The organism is Hanstruepera ponticola, assembly GCF_012931685.1.
Taxonomy (GTDB): Bacteria; Bacteroidota; Bacteroidia; order Flavobacteriales; family Flavobacteriaceae; genus Hanstruepera; species Hanstruepera ponticola.
This window is the reverse complement of the sequence record NZ_JABANC010000006.1, coordinates 21,658-39,230: the sequence shown is the minus strand read 5'-3', so window position 1 is coordinate 39,230 and position 17,573 is coordinate 21,658. Positions and strand designations below refer to the sequence as shown.

19 protein-coding genes are annotated in these 17,573 nt (G+C 34.4%); 16 read left to right on the top strand and 3 right to left on the bottom strand.

The window, feature by feature from the left end:
- Positions 1-19 precede the first annotated feature (19 nt).
- On the top strand, positions 20-2,245 hold the full coding sequence (locus tag HGK31_RS12780) for a tetratricopeptide repeat-containing hybrid sensor histidine kinase/response regulator (RefSeq protein WP_191860510.1): 2,226 nt from the start codon (positions 20-22) through the stop codon (positions 2,243-2,245).
- Positions 2,246-2,249: 4 nt separating this feature from the next.
- Here HGK31_RS12780 and lpxK read toward each other — a convergent pair whose 3' ends face one another.
- Entirely contained in the window at positions 2,250-3,260 is a 1,011-nt protein-coding gene (gene lpxK, locus HGK31_RS12775; protein WP_191860508.1) for a tetraacyldisaccharide 4'-kinase, read from the bottom strand.
- A gap of 127 nt (positions 3,261-3,387) precedes the next feature.
- Here lpxK and HGK31_RS12770 point away from each other — a divergent pair, with 127 nt between their 5' ends.
- From HGK31_RS12770 to HGK31_RS12755, 4 genes are all read left to right on the top strand, one after another.
- Positions 3,388-4,482 (top strand): Nif3-like dinuclear metal center hexameric protein, encoded by a 1,095-nt coding sequence (locus tag HGK31_RS12770; protein WP_191860506.1) that lies wholly within the window; start codon positions 3,388-3,390, stop codon positions 4,480-4,482.
- Between the two features lie 3 nt (positions 4,483-4,485).
- A complete protein-coding gene (locus HGK31_RS12765) occupies positions 4,486-5,265 on the top strand; it encodes a zinc ribbon domain-containing protein (RefSeq protein WP_104735628.1) in 780 nt (259 codons plus the stop codon).
- Positions 5,266-5,390: 125 nt separating this feature from the next.
- The gene (gene msrA, locus HGK31_RS12760) at positions 5,391-6,047 is read left to right on the top strand and encodes a peptide-methionine (S)-S-oxide reductase MsrA (protein ID WP_191860498.1); all 657 of its coding nucleotides are present in this window, start codon (positions 5,391-5,393) and stop codon (positions 6,045-6,047) included.
- Between the two features lie 233 nt (positions 6,048-6,280).
- A complete protein-coding gene (locus HGK31_RS12755; RefSeq protein WP_191860496.1) occupies positions 6,281-6,700 on the top strand; it encodes a hypothetical protein in 420 nt (139 codons plus the stop codon).
- Positions 6,701-6,724: 24 nt separating this feature from the next.
- Here the strand turns inward: HGK31_RS12755 and HGK31_RS12750 are convergent, their stop codons facing one another.
- On the bottom strand, positions 6,725-7,525 hold the full coding sequence (locus HGK31_RS12750) for a class I SAM-dependent methyltransferase (RefSeq protein ID WP_191860495.1): 801 nt from the start codon (positions 7,523-7,525) through the stop codon (positions 6,725-6,727).
- A gap of 59 nt (positions 7,526-7,584) precedes the next feature.
- Here HGK31_RS12750 and HGK31_RS12745 point away from each other — a divergent pair, with 59 nt between their 5' ends.
- Complete coding sequence (locus HGK31_RS12745) at positions 7,585-8,253, top strand: hypothetical protein (protein WP_191860493.1); 669 nt, start codon at positions 7,585-7,587, stop codon at positions 8,251-8,253.
- A 111-nt stretch (positions 8,254-8,364) separates the two neighbouring features.
- Here HGK31_RS12745 and HGK31_RS12740 read toward each other — a convergent pair whose 3' ends face one another.
- Positions 8,365-8,784 (bottom strand): (4Fe-4S)-binding protein, encoded by a 420-nt coding sequence (locus HGK31_RS12740; RefSeq protein ID WP_104735620.1) that lies wholly within the window; start codon positions 8,782-8,784, stop codon positions 8,365-8,367.
- Between the two features lie 115 nt (positions 8,785-8,899).
- Between HGK31_RS12740 and kynU the strand changes: the two genes are divergently transcribed.
- From kynU to HGK31_RS12690, 10 genes are all read left to right on the top strand, one after another.
- Entirely contained in the window at positions 8,900-10,171 is a 1,272-nt protein-coding gene (gene kynU / locus HGK31_RS12735; RefSeq protein ID WP_191860491.1) for a kynureninase, read from the top strand.
- Entirely contained in the window at positions 10,164-11,582 is a 1,419-nt protein-coding gene (locus HGK31_RS12730) for an FAD-dependent oxidoreductase (protein WP_191860489.1), read from the top strand. Before kynU ends, HGK31_RS12730 begins: the two co-directional genes overlap by 8 nt.
- 2 nt (positions 11,583-11,584) lie before the next feature.
- Positions 11,585-12,013, top strand: a complete 429-nt coding sequence (locus tag HGK31_RS12725; RefSeq protein WP_191860487.1) for a RidA family protein — start codon at positions 11,585-11,587, stop codon at positions 12,011-12,013.
- A 51-nt stretch (positions 12,014-12,064) separates the two neighbouring features.
- Complete coding sequence (locus HGK31_RS12720; RefSeq protein WP_191860485.1) at positions 12,065-13,504, top strand: aldehyde dehydrogenase; 1,440 nt, start codon at positions 12,065-12,067, stop codon at positions 13,502-13,504.
- Between the two features lie 7 nt (positions 13,505-13,511).
- On the top strand, positions 13,512-14,294 hold the full coding sequence (locus tag HGK31_RS12715; RefSeq protein ID WP_191860483.1) for an SDR family oxidoreductase: 783 nt from the start codon (positions 13,512-13,514) through the stop codon (positions 14,292-14,294).
- Positions 14,295-14,300: 6 nt separating this feature from the next.
- Positions 14,301-14,750, top strand: coding sequence for a hypothetical protein (locus HGK31_RS12710; RefSeq protein WP_191860481.1), 450 nt, complete (start codon positions 14,301-14,303; stop codon positions 14,748-14,750).
- Between the two features lie 51 nt (positions 14,751-14,801).
- Positions 14,802-15,338, top strand: a complete 537-nt coding sequence (locus HGK31_RS12705; RefSeq protein ID WP_191860479.1) for a 3-hydroxyanthranilate 3,4-dioxygenase — start codon at positions 14,802-14,804, stop codon at positions 15,336-15,338.
- A 57-nt stretch (positions 15,339-15,395) separates the two neighbouring features.
- Positions 15,396-16,481, top strand: coding sequence for an amidohydrolase family protein (locus HGK31_RS12700; RefSeq protein WP_104735613.1), 1,086 nt, complete (start codon positions 15,396-15,398; stop codon positions 16,479-16,481).
- A 44-nt stretch (positions 16,482-16,525) separates the two neighbouring features.
- Positions 16,526-16,843: a GIY-YIG nuclease family protein gene (locus HGK31_RS12695; protein WP_191860477.1), complete on the top strand. Its 318-nt coding sequence runs from the start codon at positions 16,526-16,528 to the stop codon at positions 16,841-16,843.
- An 82-nt stretch (positions 16,844-16,925) separates the two neighbouring features.
- On the top strand, positions 16,926-17,570 hold the full coding sequence (locus HGK31_RS12690) for an O-methyltransferase (protein ID WP_191860475.1): 645 nt from the start codon (positions 16,926-16,928) through the stop codon (positions 17,568-17,570).
- Positions 17,571-17,573: the final 3 nt, after the last annotated feature.

Genomic DNA, 17,573 nt, shown 5'->3' with positions numbered 1-17,573 from the left:
GATATATAGTAATAATAAAATGTCCCAGATTACAAAATATATATGTGCTATTATATGCTTGTTTAGCATCAGTATTTCATCACAAAATGAAATAAGTGAGGATCCTGAAACTATACAAATTAGTATTGATTATAAGATTGATCAGGCACAAAAAGACATTGAAAACAGCGATTATTTTGAGGCTCAAAAAAAGCTTGAAGATGCGCTTGTTCTCGCTGAACAGATTAGTAGTAAAAAAAGTATAGGTATTATTTACTCTAAAATGGGCAAGCTTCAATATATTATTGAAGAGCCTGATGATGCTTTAGTAAGCCTTTTTAAAGCTAATGAGATTCAAAGATTAGCCAAAGACGATGTGAATTTAGCCGAAACTTACAAGGTTTTGGGTAATGTTTACAGCAGTAAAAAAGATTACCGCCAAGCTTTAGATTATTTTATCTCTTCAAAATCTTTATTTGAACAAGAAGGACTCAATGATTTTGTGTCCGAAGTACTACTCTATGAAGGAAAAACGCTTATCAAGTTAGAGGATTTTAATAATGCAAAAAAACAATTAGAAAAATCCATATCACTGGCAACTCGCTACGAACTTAACAAAATTAAAAGTAGTGCCATGATTTACAATGGTTATGCATTGGTAAAACTGGGTCAAACAGATGTTGGTTTACAAACAGCAAATGATGGCTTAAAAATAGCCAAAGAATATGGGTTTAATACAGTTCTATCTAACGGTTTTCTGGTATTATCTGACATCAATCAAATAATTGGCAACTATAAGGAATCAAATGCTTTCTTAAAACAACACATGACACTTTCTGATTCACTGCTAGAGTTGAAGCGAGAAAGTTTATCTCCTGAAAAGCGCATTCAGGTATTGCTTAATAACCAAACGGAATTTCAAAAACAGCAAGCTGCCGATTTAGAAGAACAAAAAGAAGCCAATAGCTTGAGTAAACTGACAACTATTTTGAGTATTGCTTTAATTACCATTCTATCACTTTTGACACTTTCTTTATATAAGAACAACAATATTAGGCTCAAGACCAACAATATGCTCCATAAAAAAAATGGCGAGCTTATAATTGCAAAAGAAAAAGCTGAATTAGCCTCTAAAACAAAAGCCAATTTCCTTTCAACTGTAACTCACGAGTTACGCACACCACTTTACGCTGTGACAGGCTTGACCAATATGCTATTGGATGAAGATCCAAAACCTAATCAACTTCAGCATTTAAAATCATTAAAATTTTCTGGAGAATATTTATTAACCTTTATCAATGATATTTTACAGATAAATAAAATAGAAGCCAACAAAGTTGATATTGAACCTGAAAACTTCAACCTGAAGAAAAAAATAACCAATGTTATTGCTGCCCTAAACAATTCTGCATTGGACAACAACATCCAAATGCATTTTGAGTATGATAGTGACTTACCTGAAACTTTTAATGCAGATCAGCTTAAAATATCGCAGATATTAATTAATTTAATAGGTAATTCTATTAAATTTACAAAAGATGGCGATATCTGGGTTAGAGCTTATAAGTTAAAGCAGGATGGTGATAATTATCTGGTACGTTTTGAAATTGAAGATAATGGTATAGGTATTAGTAAGGAAAAACAAGAAATGCTTTTTGAAAGCTTCGCCCAAGGTTCTATTCAAATTAACCGAAAATATGGTGGTACTGGTTTAGGTTTATCCATTGTTAAAGGACTTATTGAAATACTAAAAGGTAAAATTTATTTAAAGAGTGAACTTGGCAAAGGCTCAACTTTTACTTTTGAGATACCAGTTAAATATGCTGAAGCAGTAGCCAAGCCTAAAAAAGTTGAATATTTTAATAATATTGACGAATTGGAATTAAGCAACATTAAAATATTAGTCGTTGAAGACAACAAAATCAATCAAATGATTACTAAAAAGATTTTGAATAAAATGAAGCTTAATTGTGAGGTTGTTGATAATGGTGAAGATGCTGTTAGCAAAGCTAAAGAAACCACTTATGATGTAATATTAATGGACATTCATATGCCAGGCATTAGCGGACTCGAAGCTACTAAACTTATTCGTGGGTTTGATAAGAATATAACCATTTTCGCACTTACTGCTGTCACCCTAGAAGACAAAATGCATGAGTTTGACGAAGCCGGATTTACTGATATTATTTCAAAACCATTCAAGCAAGAAGATTTCGAGAAAAAATTATACGAAGCACTTATTGGAGGCAAAACGGAATCGGCTTAATTGATTAATGACAACCCTTTACTAACTCCATTACTTTACTATCAAATACGTCTGAATCTTCAATTCGAGTTGTAATAGGTAGATAAAACAACTTATCTTTCAAAGTATTATATGTTTTTAACCGCATGTAATCTTTCTCTGTGGTTACAATAACATCTTTTTGTTCCAGCACTTTTATTTCAGCACTAGAAAAATTATGATGGTCTTTATAATTCAAATGCTCATACTCTGTCCCGTTTTTATCTAATTGCTCAAGCAAAGGCTTTGGATTTGCAATTCCTGTAACCAATGTAAATGGTTTTAAACTATTTATCATTAAGGTTTCAGAATCACTAAAAACCGCTTCTGAATAGTCTATGGTACTAAAAAAAACCATTTGATATTCTTCAGGATTAATTGCTTTGGTGATTCGTTCTTTATCATGTTCCGAAACACCTAAAGGGCATTTAGTCACTACAATAATATCAGCACGCTTGGCCCCTTTTCTTGGCTCTCGTAAATTACCAGTTGGCAAAACAATATCATTTGTATATAAATTATGATAACTGGTCAATAAAATATTAATGCCTGCTTTCACTTTTCTGTGCTGAAAAGCATCATCCAATATGATTAAATCTGGCTTATTTTGCAATTCTCGTAATTGAGATATTCCATGTTGCCGTTGCTCATCAACAGCCACCACTACATCTTCTTTAAACTTATGATAAAATTGATAAGGCTCATCACCCAATGTTTGAGCCGTAGTATTTTCAGTAGCCATTAAAAAACCCTTGGTTGCTCTACCATAACCCCTACTTAACGTCGCTAGCGTAAAGTCTTCTTTAAGCAAGCGTATCAAATATTCAACCATGGGTGTTTTACCAGTGCCTCCTGTACTTAAATTACCAACACATATAACAGGGAAACTATAGGCTTTTGATTTTTTCAAACCCAAGTCATATAATTTATTCCGCAACCAGGTAACCATAAAGTAAATGGGAACAACAGGAAATAGTAAGGCTCTTAAAAATCTCATTGTTGTGACAATAACACATAATTTAAAACAAAGTAAAGATTATTTTTTTACAACACCTTTTTCATCAATTATAAAATATGAGATTCATGCTTGTAAAAATTTTATCTTTGTTTGAAATACACTATTTATGATTATACAAGATGTAATTAATCATTTGGAAACATTGGCTCCACAAGCTTATGCCGAAGATTTTGACAATACAGGACTTTTGGTTGGTAATTCACAAGCAAAACTAACAGGTATATTGGTAACTTTAGACACTTTAGAAACTGTTGTAGATGAAGCTACAGAAAACAACTGCAACTTAATTGTTAGTTTTCACCCTATAATTTTCAAAGGTTTAAAAAAACTGACTGGGAAAACATATGTTGAACGCACTGTTTTAAAAGCCATTCAAAACAACATAAGTATTTATGCCATTCACACAGCTTTGGACAATGCCAAATTAGGTGTAAATAATATCATTTGTGAACAATTGGGTTTACATAATCGTAAAACCTTAATTCCGCAATTGCAAACCATTAAGAAGTTGACGACCTATGCACCCATTTCAGAAGCTGAAGCATTGCGTCAAGTACTTTTTAATGCTGGAGCTGGAAATATTGGCAACTACAGCGAGTGTAGTTTCAATGTTGAAGGAACTGGCACCTACAAGGGCAACGAAGATTCCAATCCTACAAAAGGCAAGAAACTGGAACAGCATCAAGAACCTGAATCGCAAATTTCAGTAACATTTGCAAAACATGCCGAGTCCAAAGTTTTAAAGGCCCTATTTGAAAATCACTCTTATGAAGAAGTCGCTTATGAGGTTGTAACACTCGAAAATACCAATCAAAATATTGGTATGGGTATGATTGGTGAGTTAGAAAAACCGCTATCAGAAAATGATTTTTTGCGCTTGTTGAAAGCTAAAATGAATACTGAAAGCGTCAGACATACCAAATTATTGGAAAAACCCATCAGTAAAGTTGCTGTCTTGGGAGGGTCAGGCAGTTTTGCTATTTCTGCCGCTAAACGTGCTGGTGCTGACATGTTTGTGACAGCCGACTTAAAATATCACGACTTTTTTCAAGCTGAAAATAACATCGTATTGGCCGATATTGGTCATTATGAAAGTGAGCAGTTCACAAAAAACTTTTTAGTGACGTATCTTACAAAAAAAATTACTAATTTTGCAGTCGTTTTATCAAAGACCAATACCAATCCTGTTAAGTATTTTTAAAGTATGGCAAAAAAGAAAGAAGTAACTGTAGAAGAGCGCTTAAGAGCATTATACGATTTACAACTTATCGATTCTCGTATCGATGAAATTAGAAACGTTCGTGGAGAACTTCCTTTAGAAGTTCGTGATTTAGAAGATGAAGTTGCTGGATTAAACACCAGATTTGAAAAACTGGAAGCAAGTTTAGAGGTCATCAATAACGATATTAGCTCTAAAAAGAATCTTATTGAAGAGGCTAAAGCCTTAATCAAAAAATATAACGAGCAACAAAAAAATGTTCGTAATAACCGTGAGTTTAACTCTATTTCAAAAGAGATTGAATATCAGGAATTGGAAATTCAATTAGCTGAAAAAAACATCAAAGAATATAAAGCTCAAATTGAGCAAAAGAAAGAGGTTATTGCTGAAACTAAAGACCGTTTAAAAGAGCGCCAAACACATCTTAAGCATAAGAAAAGTGAGTTAGATGCCATTTTAGCCGAAACTGAAAAAGAGGAAGAAGCTTTAATTAAGAAATCAGACGACTACAAAAACTCTATTGAAGAGCGTTTAGTTGCTGCGTATTCTCGCATAAGAAACAATGTAAAAAATGGATTAGCTGTTGTGCCAATTGAAAGAGGTGCTTCTGGTGGATCATTCTTTACAATTCCACCACAAGTTCAAATGGAAATTGCTTCGCGTAAAAAAATAATTACTGACGAACATAGTGGCCGTATTTTGGTAGATGCAGCTTTAGCTGAAGAAGAAAAAACAAAAATGGAAAAAATGTTTGCTAAACTATAATCCATTCACACGAATACTTAAAACCCCAGACTTTACGGTCTGGGGTTTTTTATTTAATAAAACTTTCACAGTTGCTTGATTAAGGTTTTCTGCTTTATTTCGTCTATTAAAAGAAAAACTTATTTATGAAATCAATATTTCCATTCTTTTTATTAGCACTTTTTTGGAGTTGTAGTAACACGGCTCAAACAAACCCAGAACAACTAGCTGTCATAAATGCCGATCCTATTGAAGTCCCAGTGCAAAACGGAAAAGCCAAAGCCTATTTTGCCAGTGGCTGTTTTTGGTGTGTTGAAGCTGTTTACGAAAGTGTAATAGGTGTTGATGAAGCCATTTCAGGTTATGCTGGCGGACACACAAAGAATCCAACCTACGAGGCCAGCAATACAGGACGCACTGGACATGCTGAAGCCGTAGAAGTTATTTATGACCCCAATGTGGTGAGTTTCTCAACCTTGGTGGATGTTTATTTCGCATCACAAAACCCAACACAGGTTAATGGTCAAGGTCCAGATAGAGGCTCACAATATCGCTCCATAATTTTTTATCAAAACCAAGAGCAAAAAGATATTATCTTAAAAAAGAAAGCCGCTCTCCAAAAACAATTAGATGAACCTGTTGCTGCAGAAGTGTATCCGTTTCAGAAATTCTGGGTAGCAGAGGATTATCACCAAGACTACGAACGCTATAATCGAGATAATCCTTACGTTCAAAATGTTTCTATTCCACGTTTAAATCGTTTTAAACGAAAAATGCCAGAGGTATTAAAAGAGAATCATTAAATCAATTCCTGAGCATTCTGTCATTCCTGCGAAGGCAGGAATCCATTTTAGCTGTCATTCATGGCTGTCACATTGAGCTTGTCGAAATGCTGGAATGACAAACAATAACTTGACTTTTTAAGTTTAAAAGCTGAACTTCGTTTACAGTTGATATAAATAACTTGTGCTGAATTTACTTCAGTATTAAAACTATCCATATCAAATCGTTGTACACAATTAAACTGAACGAAAAAATGACCTATAAATATTCTATATGCCACCCTGAAAAAGAAAATATTGAATATCTCAATAAACCTATATCTGGAAATGAAGTACGGAAAATAGCTGAAAATTATCCTTGGATTGAAAAGTTGAAATTTTCGGATTCATTAAAACCTGAAAGTATTCATTACAGTCCTTCTCTTGACTTTACTTGTATTGAAAACGGAAAAAGTTTTTGTTTGACCGCTAATTATGATAAAAACCAAAATCTTGAATTTTCTCTTTGGTACAATAGACCAAAAAAAGTAAAAGTTTTATTTGGGTTATTAGGAGAAAAAGAAAAAATGGTAGTTGATGATGTTTGGGGATTTAGTTTAGAAAAATCATTGACTTATTTGGAACATTTTGTGAATGGAAATCACTCAATGATTGAAAGACTGTATAAAAAATAACGGTGTACAACAATATAAAACCCTCTAATTTTTCCTAGCCTTCACCTCAAAAATTAAGGGATACAATTTATCTTGAGTGACAAACATACCAGAATCGGTTTTAACCAAATCAGGCAAGACATTATACGGACTTTCATCGTACTCATTTAAATAATCAATCTGCAAACCTGCTTCTGTTAAAGCATTGATAACTTCGCTTAATCCATGGTTCCAACCGTATTCTTTACTTACCATTTTAGAGTTGGTGTCAGCATAAGTGCCTTCATATTCTTCATAAATAGCTTCATCTTGCATGTAACCATATTTCATAACCGGTTTCCCTTCCAAATAATCAAACATCCAAACTATGGGATGAAATTCTACCATATAAAATGTGCCACCTGGCTTTAAGCGTTCGGCAATCATTTGTCCCCAAGGTTTTAAATCGGGCAACCAACCAATCACACCATAACTGGTAAACACTATATCAAATGTTTCGTTTACATGTTTAGAAGTATCTAAAACATTACAACACACAAATTCGGCATCTAATTGCAATTCGTTATTAAGGGTTTGAGCTAGTTTTATACCTTCGTCGCTTAAATCTACACCTACACATTGTGCTCCCAACCGACTCCAACTCAAGGTATCCTGCCCAAAATGACATTGCAAGTGTAATAATGACTTCCCATTAATATCACCAAGAGCGTTCAACTCATAAGGCATCAAAGAATTTTTGCCATTTTTAAACGCTTGTAAATCATACATTTTGCTTTTAGAATGTATCTTTACTTTTTCATTCCATGTGGCCTTATTAATTTCGAAATAGTTGTTTTCGGTATTCATAATAAACTAGAATTTGATACTAAAATAGTATAACTTCGCACAAAATCAGAAAACCTCGTATGAAAAAAATAATGACACTTATTGCAATCAGTATAACTATTCTGGCTTGTAAATCCGATAAAAAAGAACCTGAAACAACCAATGTGATGGAGCTTACCATTGCCGAAAAAATTGCAAAGCGTTACGGTATTGAGAATTGGGAAACTATTGAAACTGTGAAATTTACTTTTAATGTAGATCGTGATAGCAGTCATTTTGAGCGTTCATGGGCATGGTACCCAAAAACAAATGATGTTGTTTTAAAATCCAAAAACGATACGCTGCGCTATAACAGAAGTAAAATAGACAGTACATTTATTAATGCAGACAAAGCTTTTATCAATGACAAATATTGGTTGTTAACACCTTTTAATTTGGTTTGGGATTCTGGTACAACTATTTCAGAACCTTCAAAAGAAAATTCTCCATTAGCTAATAAAGAATTGAATAAAATTACCTTAACCTATTCCAGCGAGGGCGGCTATACACCTGGAGATGCTTATGATTTTTATTTCAATGATGATTTTGTGATTGAGGAATGGATTTACAGAAAGGCTAATGCTCAAGAACCTACCATGATGACAACTTGGGAGGACAATAAGGAATTAAATGGTATCGTTATTCCAATGAGTTATAAAAAAACGTCAGACAATTGGGAATTATATTTTACTGATGTAAAAATTGAATAAGAAATAATCCAAAATTATTTTTCATCCGTATATATAATAAATATCCCGCAGTAAGCGTCTATATATATTCAGAAACAGGCTTCCATTTTTTTTAATTGAAGCCTGTTTTTTTTAACCTTTAAATTCATTTTTTACGTGAGTGCCATCACAATACGGTTTATTGTGTGAAGCGCCACACCTGCAGAAAGCCGTTGTCTTATTTTTGGTTTCCTGATCACCGTTTTTATGGGTTACTTTCAACGTGCCATAAACCAAAAGTGGACCATCTTCAAGTACTTCAACTTTAGTTTCCAATGATTCTGAACTTTTATCGGCATCATCATTCATGTAATAGCTTAAAGCACCAGATGGACATTGCTTTACCTGTTTCACTAGCTCATCAGTTGTTGCTGCCTCAACTTTAATCCACGGTTTATCTTTAGGCTGAAAAACGTTTGGTAAGCCTTTTACACATATTCCAGAGTGAATACATTTTTCTGGCTCCCAAACAATGGTGGTTTCACCATTACTATATTCTTTTGTTTTTCCCATTGTGTTTACTTTTCTTAAAGATACAAAAAAGCTAGCTTTAAATTATCTCGCTATCCCATCTTCATTTCTAAACTTATAATTCTTATTTTTGTTGGAAACCGAAAAATCACGCACATTGTCCACTTATAAATTAGGTCTAGAATACGCTAAACAACAAGATCAATTAGATACTTTATCAAAGTACAGAAAACAGTTTCATATTCCAAAAGATGAAGATGGAAACGAACTTATTTATCTCTGCGGAAATTCTTTAGGCTTACAACCAAAAACTACTAAATCTTATATTAATCAGGAACTTGAAGATTGGGCTAATCTCGGTGTTGAAGGTCATACTGAAGCCAAAAATCCGTGGTTACCCTATCATGAATTTCTAACAGAAAGCATGGCAAAAGTAGTCGGTGCCAAACCGATTGAAGTGGTTACCATGAATACGCTTACTGCTAACTTGCATTTCATGATGGTATCGTTTTATAAACCCACTACAGAACGCTATAAAATTATTATTGAGGCTGATGCCTTCCCTTCAGATAAATATGCTGTTGAATCACAGTTACGCCATCATGGTTTTGATGATAAAGACGGTTTAATTCTTTGGAAAGCTCGCGAAGGTGAAGAATTGGTTCGTTATGAAGATTTAGAAGCCATTATGAAAGCTCACGGTAACGAAGTGGCTCTAATCATGATTGGAGGTGTAAATTATTACACAGGACAATATTTTGATTTAAAACGCATAACCAAATTAGGTCATAATTACGGTTGCATGGTTGGGTTTGATTGTGCACATGGTGCAGGAAATGTAGAACTCAATTTACACGAATCAGGAGCCGATTTTGCCGTTTGGTGCACGTATAAATATTTAAATTCTGGCCCAGGAAGTTTAGCTGGTGCTTTTGTTCATGAACGTCATGCTCATAACAAAGATTTAAACCGATTTACAGGTTGGTGGAGTCATAACAAGCAAACTCGATTTAATATGCGTCATGAATTTGACCAATTACCAGGAGCTGAAGGCTGGCAATTAAGCAATCCACCTATTCTATCGTTAGCGGCTATTCGTGCATCATTAGATATTTTTAATGAAGTAGGCATTGATAAATTGAATGAAAAATCTAGAAAACTAACCGCTTATTTTGAATTTTTATTGAAACGATTAGGTGAGGATACTATACGAATTATTACTCCGGAAAATCCTGAAGAACGCGGTTGTCAGCTTTCAATTCAAGTCAAGAATGCTGATAAAATATTGCATAATAAATTAACAGAAGCTGGTGTGATAAGTGATTGGCGTGAACCTGATGTTATTCGTTGTGCACCAGTTCCATTATATAATTCATTTGAGGATGTCTATCAAATGGTTGAAAAATTAAAGCATATTTTGAATGAGTAATAAACAAAACGTATTAATAATAGGAGCTGGCCTTTGTGGTTCACTCCTTGCTCTGCGTATGGGTCAACGTGGTTACAATGTAACGGTTTACGAAATGCGTCCAGATTTGCGTAAAGTTGATATTTCAGCAGGACGATCCATAAATTTGGCATTTTCAGATCGTGGAATAAAGGCTATGAATTTAGTTGGCATTAAAGATAAAGTTATGCCACTTTGTATTCCTATGAACGGTAGAATGCTTCATGATATTGAAGGCAACACCACTTTAGCGCCTTATAGTGGTCGTGACCATGAGTATATCAATTCCATTTCTCGAGGCGGATTAAATGCATTACTACTGGATGAAGCTGAAAAACACGACAATGTAAAAATTCACTTTAATAAAAAATGTAAAGCAGTTGATTTTGTAAAAACCACTGCCACATTCAAAGATTACGATACCAAAACACAGTTTATTGAAGATGCCGATATTATTATTGGAACAGATGGTGCAGGTTCTGCATTACGAAAAAGCTATTATTTAGAACGTAAATTCCTGTTTAGTTTTTCGCAAGATTACCTGACACATGGTTATAAAGAATTAAGTATTCTTCCGGGTGAAAATGGCAGTTTTAAAACCTATAAAAATGCCTTACACATTTGGGGTCGCGAAGCCTTTATGCTTATTGCACTTCCTAATTTAGATGGCAGTTTTACGGTTACCTTGTTCTTAAGTTTTGATGAGGGTGAGTACAATTTCAATAACCTTACAACTAAAGAACGTGTATTAGAATTCTTTACTAAATATTTCAAGGACGCGCTGGATTTAATGCCAAACCTAGTTGATGATTATTTCGAAAACCCAACAGCACCATTAGGTACTGTAAAGTGTTCACCATGGCATTACAAAGGCAACACCTTATTAATGGGAGATGCAGCACATGCCATCGTGCCTTTTTATGGACAAGGCATGAATGCGTCGTTTGAAGATGTTGTAGAATTTGACAAGGTTCTTGATCAAGGATTTGATGATTGGGAAACCATTTTTAAGGTTTACGAGAAGAATCGCAAAAAAGATACCGATGCTATTGCCGATTTGGCAATTGACAATTTCTACGAAATGAAAGGTCATGTAAACCATCCTAATTTCAGAGAAAAACGCACTTTGGAAATGGCTTTTGAGAAAACGTTTCCAGATGAGTATTCGTCAAAATATTCGTTGGTGACTTTTAATGAAGATATAGGATATCGTGAAGCTATGTTAAGAGGTCGTGCTCAAGACAAAGCCATATTAAATATGCTGGCTGATGGTGAGGTCTCGACTGCGCTTGACCTGACAGATAAAGCAGTTTTAAAAACAATTTTAGAAAAAGTAAAAACCAAAACCGAAAACATACTGGAGGATAATAGAATTGCCGGTTTAAAATCATAATTATGAGCGAAGGAACAAAAGTAACACCAAGAGGAGCCTATCCACATGTAAAAGTAGTAGGCGATTTCATATTCGTTTCAGGTACCAGTTCACGTCGATCGGATAATACGATTGCTGGTGTTGATATAATAGACGAAATGGGAACCAAACGCTTGAATGCTGAAGTGCAAACTCGAGAAGTTTTAAAAAACATTGATAAAAACTTACAAACTGTTGGAGCCTCTTTAAAAGATGTTGTTGATGTGACCTCCTTTTTAGTAAATATGAACGATTTTGCAGGTTATAATAAAGCCTATGCCGAGTTTTTTGAAAAAGAAAATGGTCCAACACGTACTACTGTTGCCGTTCACCAATTACCGCATCCTGATTTGGTTGTGGAGATAAAAGTGATGGCTTATAGGAAAAAGATTAAAGACACAAGAGCCAAGTGACAAGAAAATTAGTCTTGACTCCATTTTCTTGGTTCTTCATTTGTGAATGACATGAACATACAAAACTATATAAACGGAACATTTTATAATCCGATACAAGATAATTGGATAGATAACTACAACCCATCTAATGGTGAGGTTTATGGGCAAATTCCAAACTCATCATCAGAAGATGTTGAAAACGCCTATACAGCAGCTAAATCGGCTTTCCCTAGCTGGTCACAAACCACATTGGAAGAACGCAGTCGCATTCTTATAAAAATATCGGAGTTACTAGAAGGCAATTTACAACGCTTTGCAGAAGCTGAAAGTAAAGATAATGGCAAACCTGTTAGTTTGGCAAAAGCTGTAGATATTCCAAGAGCAGCTAGTAATTTCAGATTCTTCGGAAATGCTATTACACAATTTTCTAGCGAAAGTCATGAAAGCACGGGACAACAAGCTATTAATTACACCTTACGTCAACCTATTGGTGTTGTAGGTTGTATCTCACCTTGGAATCTTCCACTCTATCTCTTTACCTGGAAAATTGCACCAGCTTTAGCAGCAGGTAATTGTGTTGTGGCCAAACCTAGTGAAGTAACACCAATGACAGCCTATTTGTTAGGTGAAATATGTAATAAAGCTGGACTCCCAAAAGGCGTTTTAAATATTGTTCACGGATTAGGAACTACAACAGGTCAAGCTATTATTGAGCATCCAGATATTAAAGCCATTTCGTTCACTGGAGGCACAGCAACAGGAGCTCATATAGCAAAAGTAGCAGCACCAATGTTTAAAAAATTATCCTTGGAATTAGGTGGTAAAAACCCAAACATCATTTTTGCAGATTGTGATTATGATGATATGTTAGATACCACAGTCCGCTCATCATTTGCTAATCAAGGTCAGATTTGCCTTTGTGGTAGTCGCATTTTTGTTGAGCAATCCATCTACGAAAAATTTAAAACCGATTTTGTAAATAAAATTAAGAATTTAAAAGTTGGTCATCCATCAGAAGAATCAACCAATATAGGTGCATTAGTATCTCAACCACATTTAGAAAAAGTGATGGATTATATTAACATTGCAAAAAGTGAAAACGGCAAAATTCTCTGTGGTGGCAATAAAGTTATTGTCGAAGGTCATGAAAACGGTTATTATTTAGAACCAACCGTTATTGAAGTTCCAAATGATGAATGCCGGGTCAATCAAGAAGAAATTTTTGGCCCTGTAGTTACCATTATGCCATTTAATACTGAAGATGAAGTCTTGAAAATGGCTAACAAAGTAAAATATGGTTTGTCGGCTACACTGTGGACAAACAATTTAAAACGTACTATGCGCATGAGTAACCAATTGCAAGCAGGAATAGTTTGGGTAAACACATGGATGATGCGCGATTTAAGAACACCTTTTGGAGGCGTAAAAGCTTCTGGTGTTGGTCGTGAAGGTGGGTTTGAAGCTTTACGCTTTTTTACAGAACCAAAAAATGTTTGTATAAAATATTAAAAATAAAATGAACTTAAACTTAAACAATAAATACGCTCTTGTTTGTGGGAGTACAGCTGGAATTGGTAAAGCAACAGCGATAGCTTTGGCACAAGAAGGTGTTCAAGTCACATTAATTGCTAGAAACGAAGAAAAATTAAAAGCTACAATTTCAGAGTTACCACAACAAAGATCTCATGATTATATCGTGGCAGATTTTTCAAACCCTGAAGAATTAAAAACAAGAGTCTCAAGATATATTCGTGAAAATCACGGCTTTCATATTTTAGTCAATAATACTGGAGGCCCTAAAGGTGGACCCGTTTTTTCTGCTGATATTTCTGAATTTGAAAGTGCCTTTACCCAGCATTTAAAATGTAATCACGTTTTAGCTCAAACCATTGTTCCTTTTATGAAAAGTGAAGGGTATGGTAGAATAATAAACGTTATTTCAACGTCTGTAAAGCAACCGCTCGATGGACTAGGTGTAAGCAACACCATTCGAGGTGCAGTAGCCAATTGGAGTAAAACTCTGGCCAATGAATTGGGTCAATTTGGTATTACGGTAAACAATGTTTTACCTGGTGCCACAGGAACCGAACGACTTACTGAAATTATTAAAAACAAATCGGCTAAAACTGGTAATTCTGAAGATGAAGCAGCAAATATCATGAAGCAAGCAGTACCTGCAAAACGATTTGCGAAACCAGAAGAGTTGGCTTATGCCATTACTTTTCTTGCTAGTGAATGTGCTAGTTATATCAATGGCATTAATCTTCCTGTAGATGGTGGGCGCACAAAAAGTTTATAAACAGTGATGAAAACAAAGATTTCAATAATATTCTTTTTACTTTCCATCACTGCAAATGCACAATTTGCAGTTAAAAACTATTCCAATGCGCCTGTTGACCAAATTTCAACAATTAAACAAATAGCAGATTGGATACAGTTTGATGAATCAGAAAATATTTATCCTTTTCTTACAGAAACGACATTAGTGGATACGGTGTATTTGAAAATTGAATCTTCTTATCTTTCAAAAGAATATTCCCGAGCTAAAGTGGATTCCAATGAGCACATTGAAGTAAAAGATGACCGAGAAATATTTTGGTATGAACGCAATATCTATAAAGTAAGTGGCAACAAGCTGAAACCGAGATATCAGATATATATAACCGTAGATTATTCCAATGGCGCTTACAGCATTCTGGATATCAAATTTGGAAAGAATAAAAAAATAAACACTAGTCAATATAACCAAAATTGATTGCAAACTTTGTAACTTTAGGTCATAGATTAATGAAAAAAGCATAGCATCATGAGTAAATTATTTCCACCTATAAATTTTAAAGCTTGGATAGAGGAAAACAGACATCTGTTAAAACCACCTGTAGGCAATAAAGTTGTTTGGAAGGATGGTGATTTTATTGTCATGGTTGTTGGAGGTCCTAATAGCCGAAAAGACTATCACTATAACGAAACACCTGAATTTTTCTATCAAGTAGAAGGGGACATTGTCTTAAAAGTTATCGATGAAGGAACACCAAAAGACATTCACATACGAGAAGGTGAGATTTTTCTACTACCACCAAAAGTGCCTCATTCGCCACAACGTGGAGCAAACACAGTGGGTTTAGTTATAGAATATCCTAGAGAAGAGGGTGTTCAAGATGCTTTATTGTGGTTTTGTGAAAATTGTACGACAAAATTATACGAAGAAGATTTTACTTTAGATAATATTGAAACCGACATGCCTAAAATATTTGATGCGTATTATGGTGATGATATGAAACGTACCTGCCCAAATTGTGGCGACGTGATGCAGCCTCCTAAAAAAGTAAAAATTGAAGATTAACTATTAGTTTAAGATTGAATATAAATTAAAAGATTCCCTCTTTTGTAGGAAGTAAACATGGAAAAACGCAAATTAAGAATAAACGGTCATTCACATCTTCTGCCCTACCCAGAGGAAATCCCGCAATTCATGAAAGACAAGGGGATTTTTTGGGTTGATAAGGATCGGAAATTTATGCTTCAAAAAGATTGGAATAGACCTATTACGGATTCCAGCTTTTTCCTAAACGAAAAACTGGCTTGGATGCAGCGTTTTAATATTGACCACGCTGTTGTTCTGAACCTCTCGCAACTTTATGGTAATGGTTTGCGTGTTGAGGAAATGAAACAAGCCTTACGTTTTCAAAATGATTTTAATGCCAAAATTCAACACGAAAACCCAAGTAAATTTACCTGTGGTTTTGTAGTACACCCTGGCTTTGTAAGAGGTGCCTGTTGGGAAATTGAGCGTTGTGTTGAAGAGTTAGGGTTACAATTATTATGTCTTCCAACCCATTATATGGACACCATTGGTACTTGGCGTTGTATTTTTGATGAAGAAAACGAACCAATTTTTGAATTAGCCAACAAATATAATTTGGCAGTAGAGATTCATCCATATGATGGAGAAAAGTTTATTAAACTTGAAAATACATCTTGGCGTTTTCATCTTATCTGGATGTTAGCGCAATGCGCAGATGCCTATCACTTTTTAACCCTTAATGGTTATCAGGATAAATATCCTAATATGCGAACATGCTTTGCACATGGAGGTCAGTTAGCGCAAATTAATTTAGGAAGACGCATTCAAGGCTTTGACGGTCGTCCTGATTTGTTTGAGGGTAAAAGTCACCCAAGAAAGGCCGTAGGACATAAAAACATCTTCTTTGACACACTGGTACATGATACTGGTGGTTTGGAATTATTGATTAAAAATCAAACATCAAAACAAGTATTGGTAGGGTTGGATGACCCTTATCCATTAGGTGAAATGGAAAGTGCCAAGCAGTCTTCTTATCCAGGGAAAATTTTAGATTTAGCTATTGAACGAAATATTATAAATGAAGATGAGCGTGATGCCATGTGGGAAGATAATGTAATACAATGGCTTTGTGGCGAAGATAAAACAGCAAAAGAAAAATTAGTAAATCGAATATTAGGTTAAATACAAAGAGTTGTCTCCTCGAGCGCAGTCGAGAGGTTTTTTAAATGAAATCATATCATGTTTACATATTAAAATGTTCAGACAATTTCACTTACACTGGAGTTACAAATAATATTGCAAGAAGACTAGACGAACATCAACAACGATTAAATAAAAATTGTTTTACTTACAAAAGAAGACCTCTAAAATTAATATTTCAACAAGAATTTAATAATATTGAACAGGCAATCTATTTTGAAAAAAATATAAAAAATTGGAGCGCGAAGAAAAAATTTGCTTTAGCCAATGGTGATTTTAACATGTTACAAATTTTATCGGAATGCAGAAATGCTACCCATTCAAATTACAGTCCAAATGAATAAAATAGGTCTCGACTGCGCTCGACCTGACAAGTTTCAATTGTCTTGTTTATCAATAAAAAAATAACAAAACAAACTACATAACATGCAATTCCTTTCCGAAGACCTAGATACTTACATCGTAAACCATTCTGAAAATGAGCCAGAATTATTGCAACAATTAACACGTGAAACCTATCAGAAGATTTTACAGCCACGCATGTTGAGTGGGCATTATCAGGGCAGAATATTGAGTATGATTTCTAAATTGGTTAACCCTAAATGCATTTTAGAAGTTGGTACTTATACAGGTTATTCAGCATTATGTATGGCAGAAGGGCTACAAAAGGAAGGTGAGCTTCATACGATAGACATTAACGAAGAATTACAAGACTTTCAGCGTCAATACTTTGATAAATCAGCTTATGGTAAACAAATTCATCAATATGTTGGTGATGCCATTGAGATTATTCCTCTTATAAACAAAGATTTTGATATTGTTTTTATTGATGCTGACAAAGAAAATTATGCTAATTACTTTGAGCTAATTATTGACAAACTTGTACCAGGAGGAATCATTCTGTCTGATAACGTTTTATGGAGTGGTAAAGTTTTAGACACTAAATTCAAAAAGGAAGACACCTCTACTCCTGCATTAATTGAATACAATAAACTCTTAAAACAGGATTCAAGAGTTGAAACTGTTATATTACCCATTCGTGATGGTTTGACCATCAGTAGAAAGAAATAATTT

What these genes read in the sequence shown, in the direction of transcription:
- HGK31_RS12780 (WP_191860510.1), top strand. Translation starts at nt 20, where the DNA reads ATGTCCCAGATTACAAAATATATATGTGCTATTATATGCTTGTTTAGC.
- lpxK (WP_191860508.1), bottom strand. Translation starts at nt 3,260, where the DNA reads ATGAGATTTTTAAGAGCCTTACTATTTCCTGTTGTTCCCATTTACTTT.
- HGK31_RS12770 (WP_191860506.1), top strand. Translation starts at nt 3,388, where the DNA reads ATGATTATACAAGATGTAATTAATCATTTGGAAACATTGGCTCCACAA.
- HGK31_RS12765 (WP_104735628.1), top strand. Translation starts at nt 4,486, where the DNA reads ATGGCAAAAAAGAAAGAAGTAACTGTAGAAGAGCGCTTAAGAGCATTA.
- msrA (WP_191860498.1), top strand. Translation starts at nt 5,391, where the DNA reads ATGAAATCAATATTTCCATTCTTTTTATTAGCACTTTTTTGGAGTTGT.
- HGK31_RS12755 (WP_191860496.1), top strand. Translation starts at nt 6,281, where the DNA reads ATGACCTATAAATATTCTATATGCCACCCTGAAAAAGAAAATATTGAA.
- HGK31_RS12750 (WP_191860495.1), bottom strand. Translation starts at nt 7,525, where the DNA reads ATGAATACCGAAAACAACTATTTCGAAATTAATAAGGCCACATGGAAT.
- HGK31_RS12745 (WP_191860493.1), top strand. Translation starts at nt 7,585, where the DNA reads ATGAAAAAAATAATGACACTTATTGCAATCAGTATAACTATTCTGGCT.
- HGK31_RS12740 (WP_104735620.1), bottom strand. Translation starts at nt 8,784, where the DNA reads ATGGGAAAAACAAAAGAATATAGTAATGGTGAAACCACCATTGTTTGG.
- HGK31_RS12730 (WP_191860489.1), top strand. Translation starts at nt 10,164, where the DNA reads ATGAGTAATAAACAAAACGTATTAATAATAGGAGCTGGCCTTTGTGGT.
- HGK31_RS12725 (WP_191860487.1), top strand. Translation starts at nt 11,585, where the DNA reads ATGAGCGAAGGAACAAAAGTAACACCAAGAGGAGCCTATCCACATGTA.
- HGK31_RS12720 (WP_191860485.1), top strand. Translation starts at nt 12,065, where the DNA reads ATGAACATACAAAACTATATAAACGGAACATTTTATAATCCGATACAA.
- HGK31_RS12715 (WP_191860483.1), top strand. Translation starts at nt 13,512, where the DNA reads ATGAACTTAAACTTAAACAATAAATACGCTCTTGTTTGTGGGAGTACA.
- HGK31_RS12710 (WP_191860481.1), top strand. Translation starts at nt 14,301, where the DNA reads ATGAAAACAAAGATTTCAATAATATTCTTTTTACTTTCCATCACTGCA.
- HGK31_RS12705 (WP_191860479.1), top strand. Translation starts at nt 14,802, where the DNA reads ATGAGTAAATTATTTCCACCTATAAATTTTAAAGCTTGGATAGAGGAA.
- HGK31_RS12700 (WP_104735613.1), top strand. Translation starts at nt 15,396, where the DNA reads ATGGAAAAACGCAAATTAAGAATAAACGGTCATTCACATCTTCTGCCC.
- HGK31_RS12695 (WP_191860477.1), top strand. Translation starts at nt 16,526, where the DNA reads ATGAAATCATATCATGTTTACATATTAAAATGTTCAGACAATTTCACT.
- HGK31_RS12690 (WP_191860475.1), top strand. Translation starts at nt 16,926, where the DNA reads ATGCAATTCCTTTCCGAAGACCTAGATACTTACATCGTAAACCATTCT.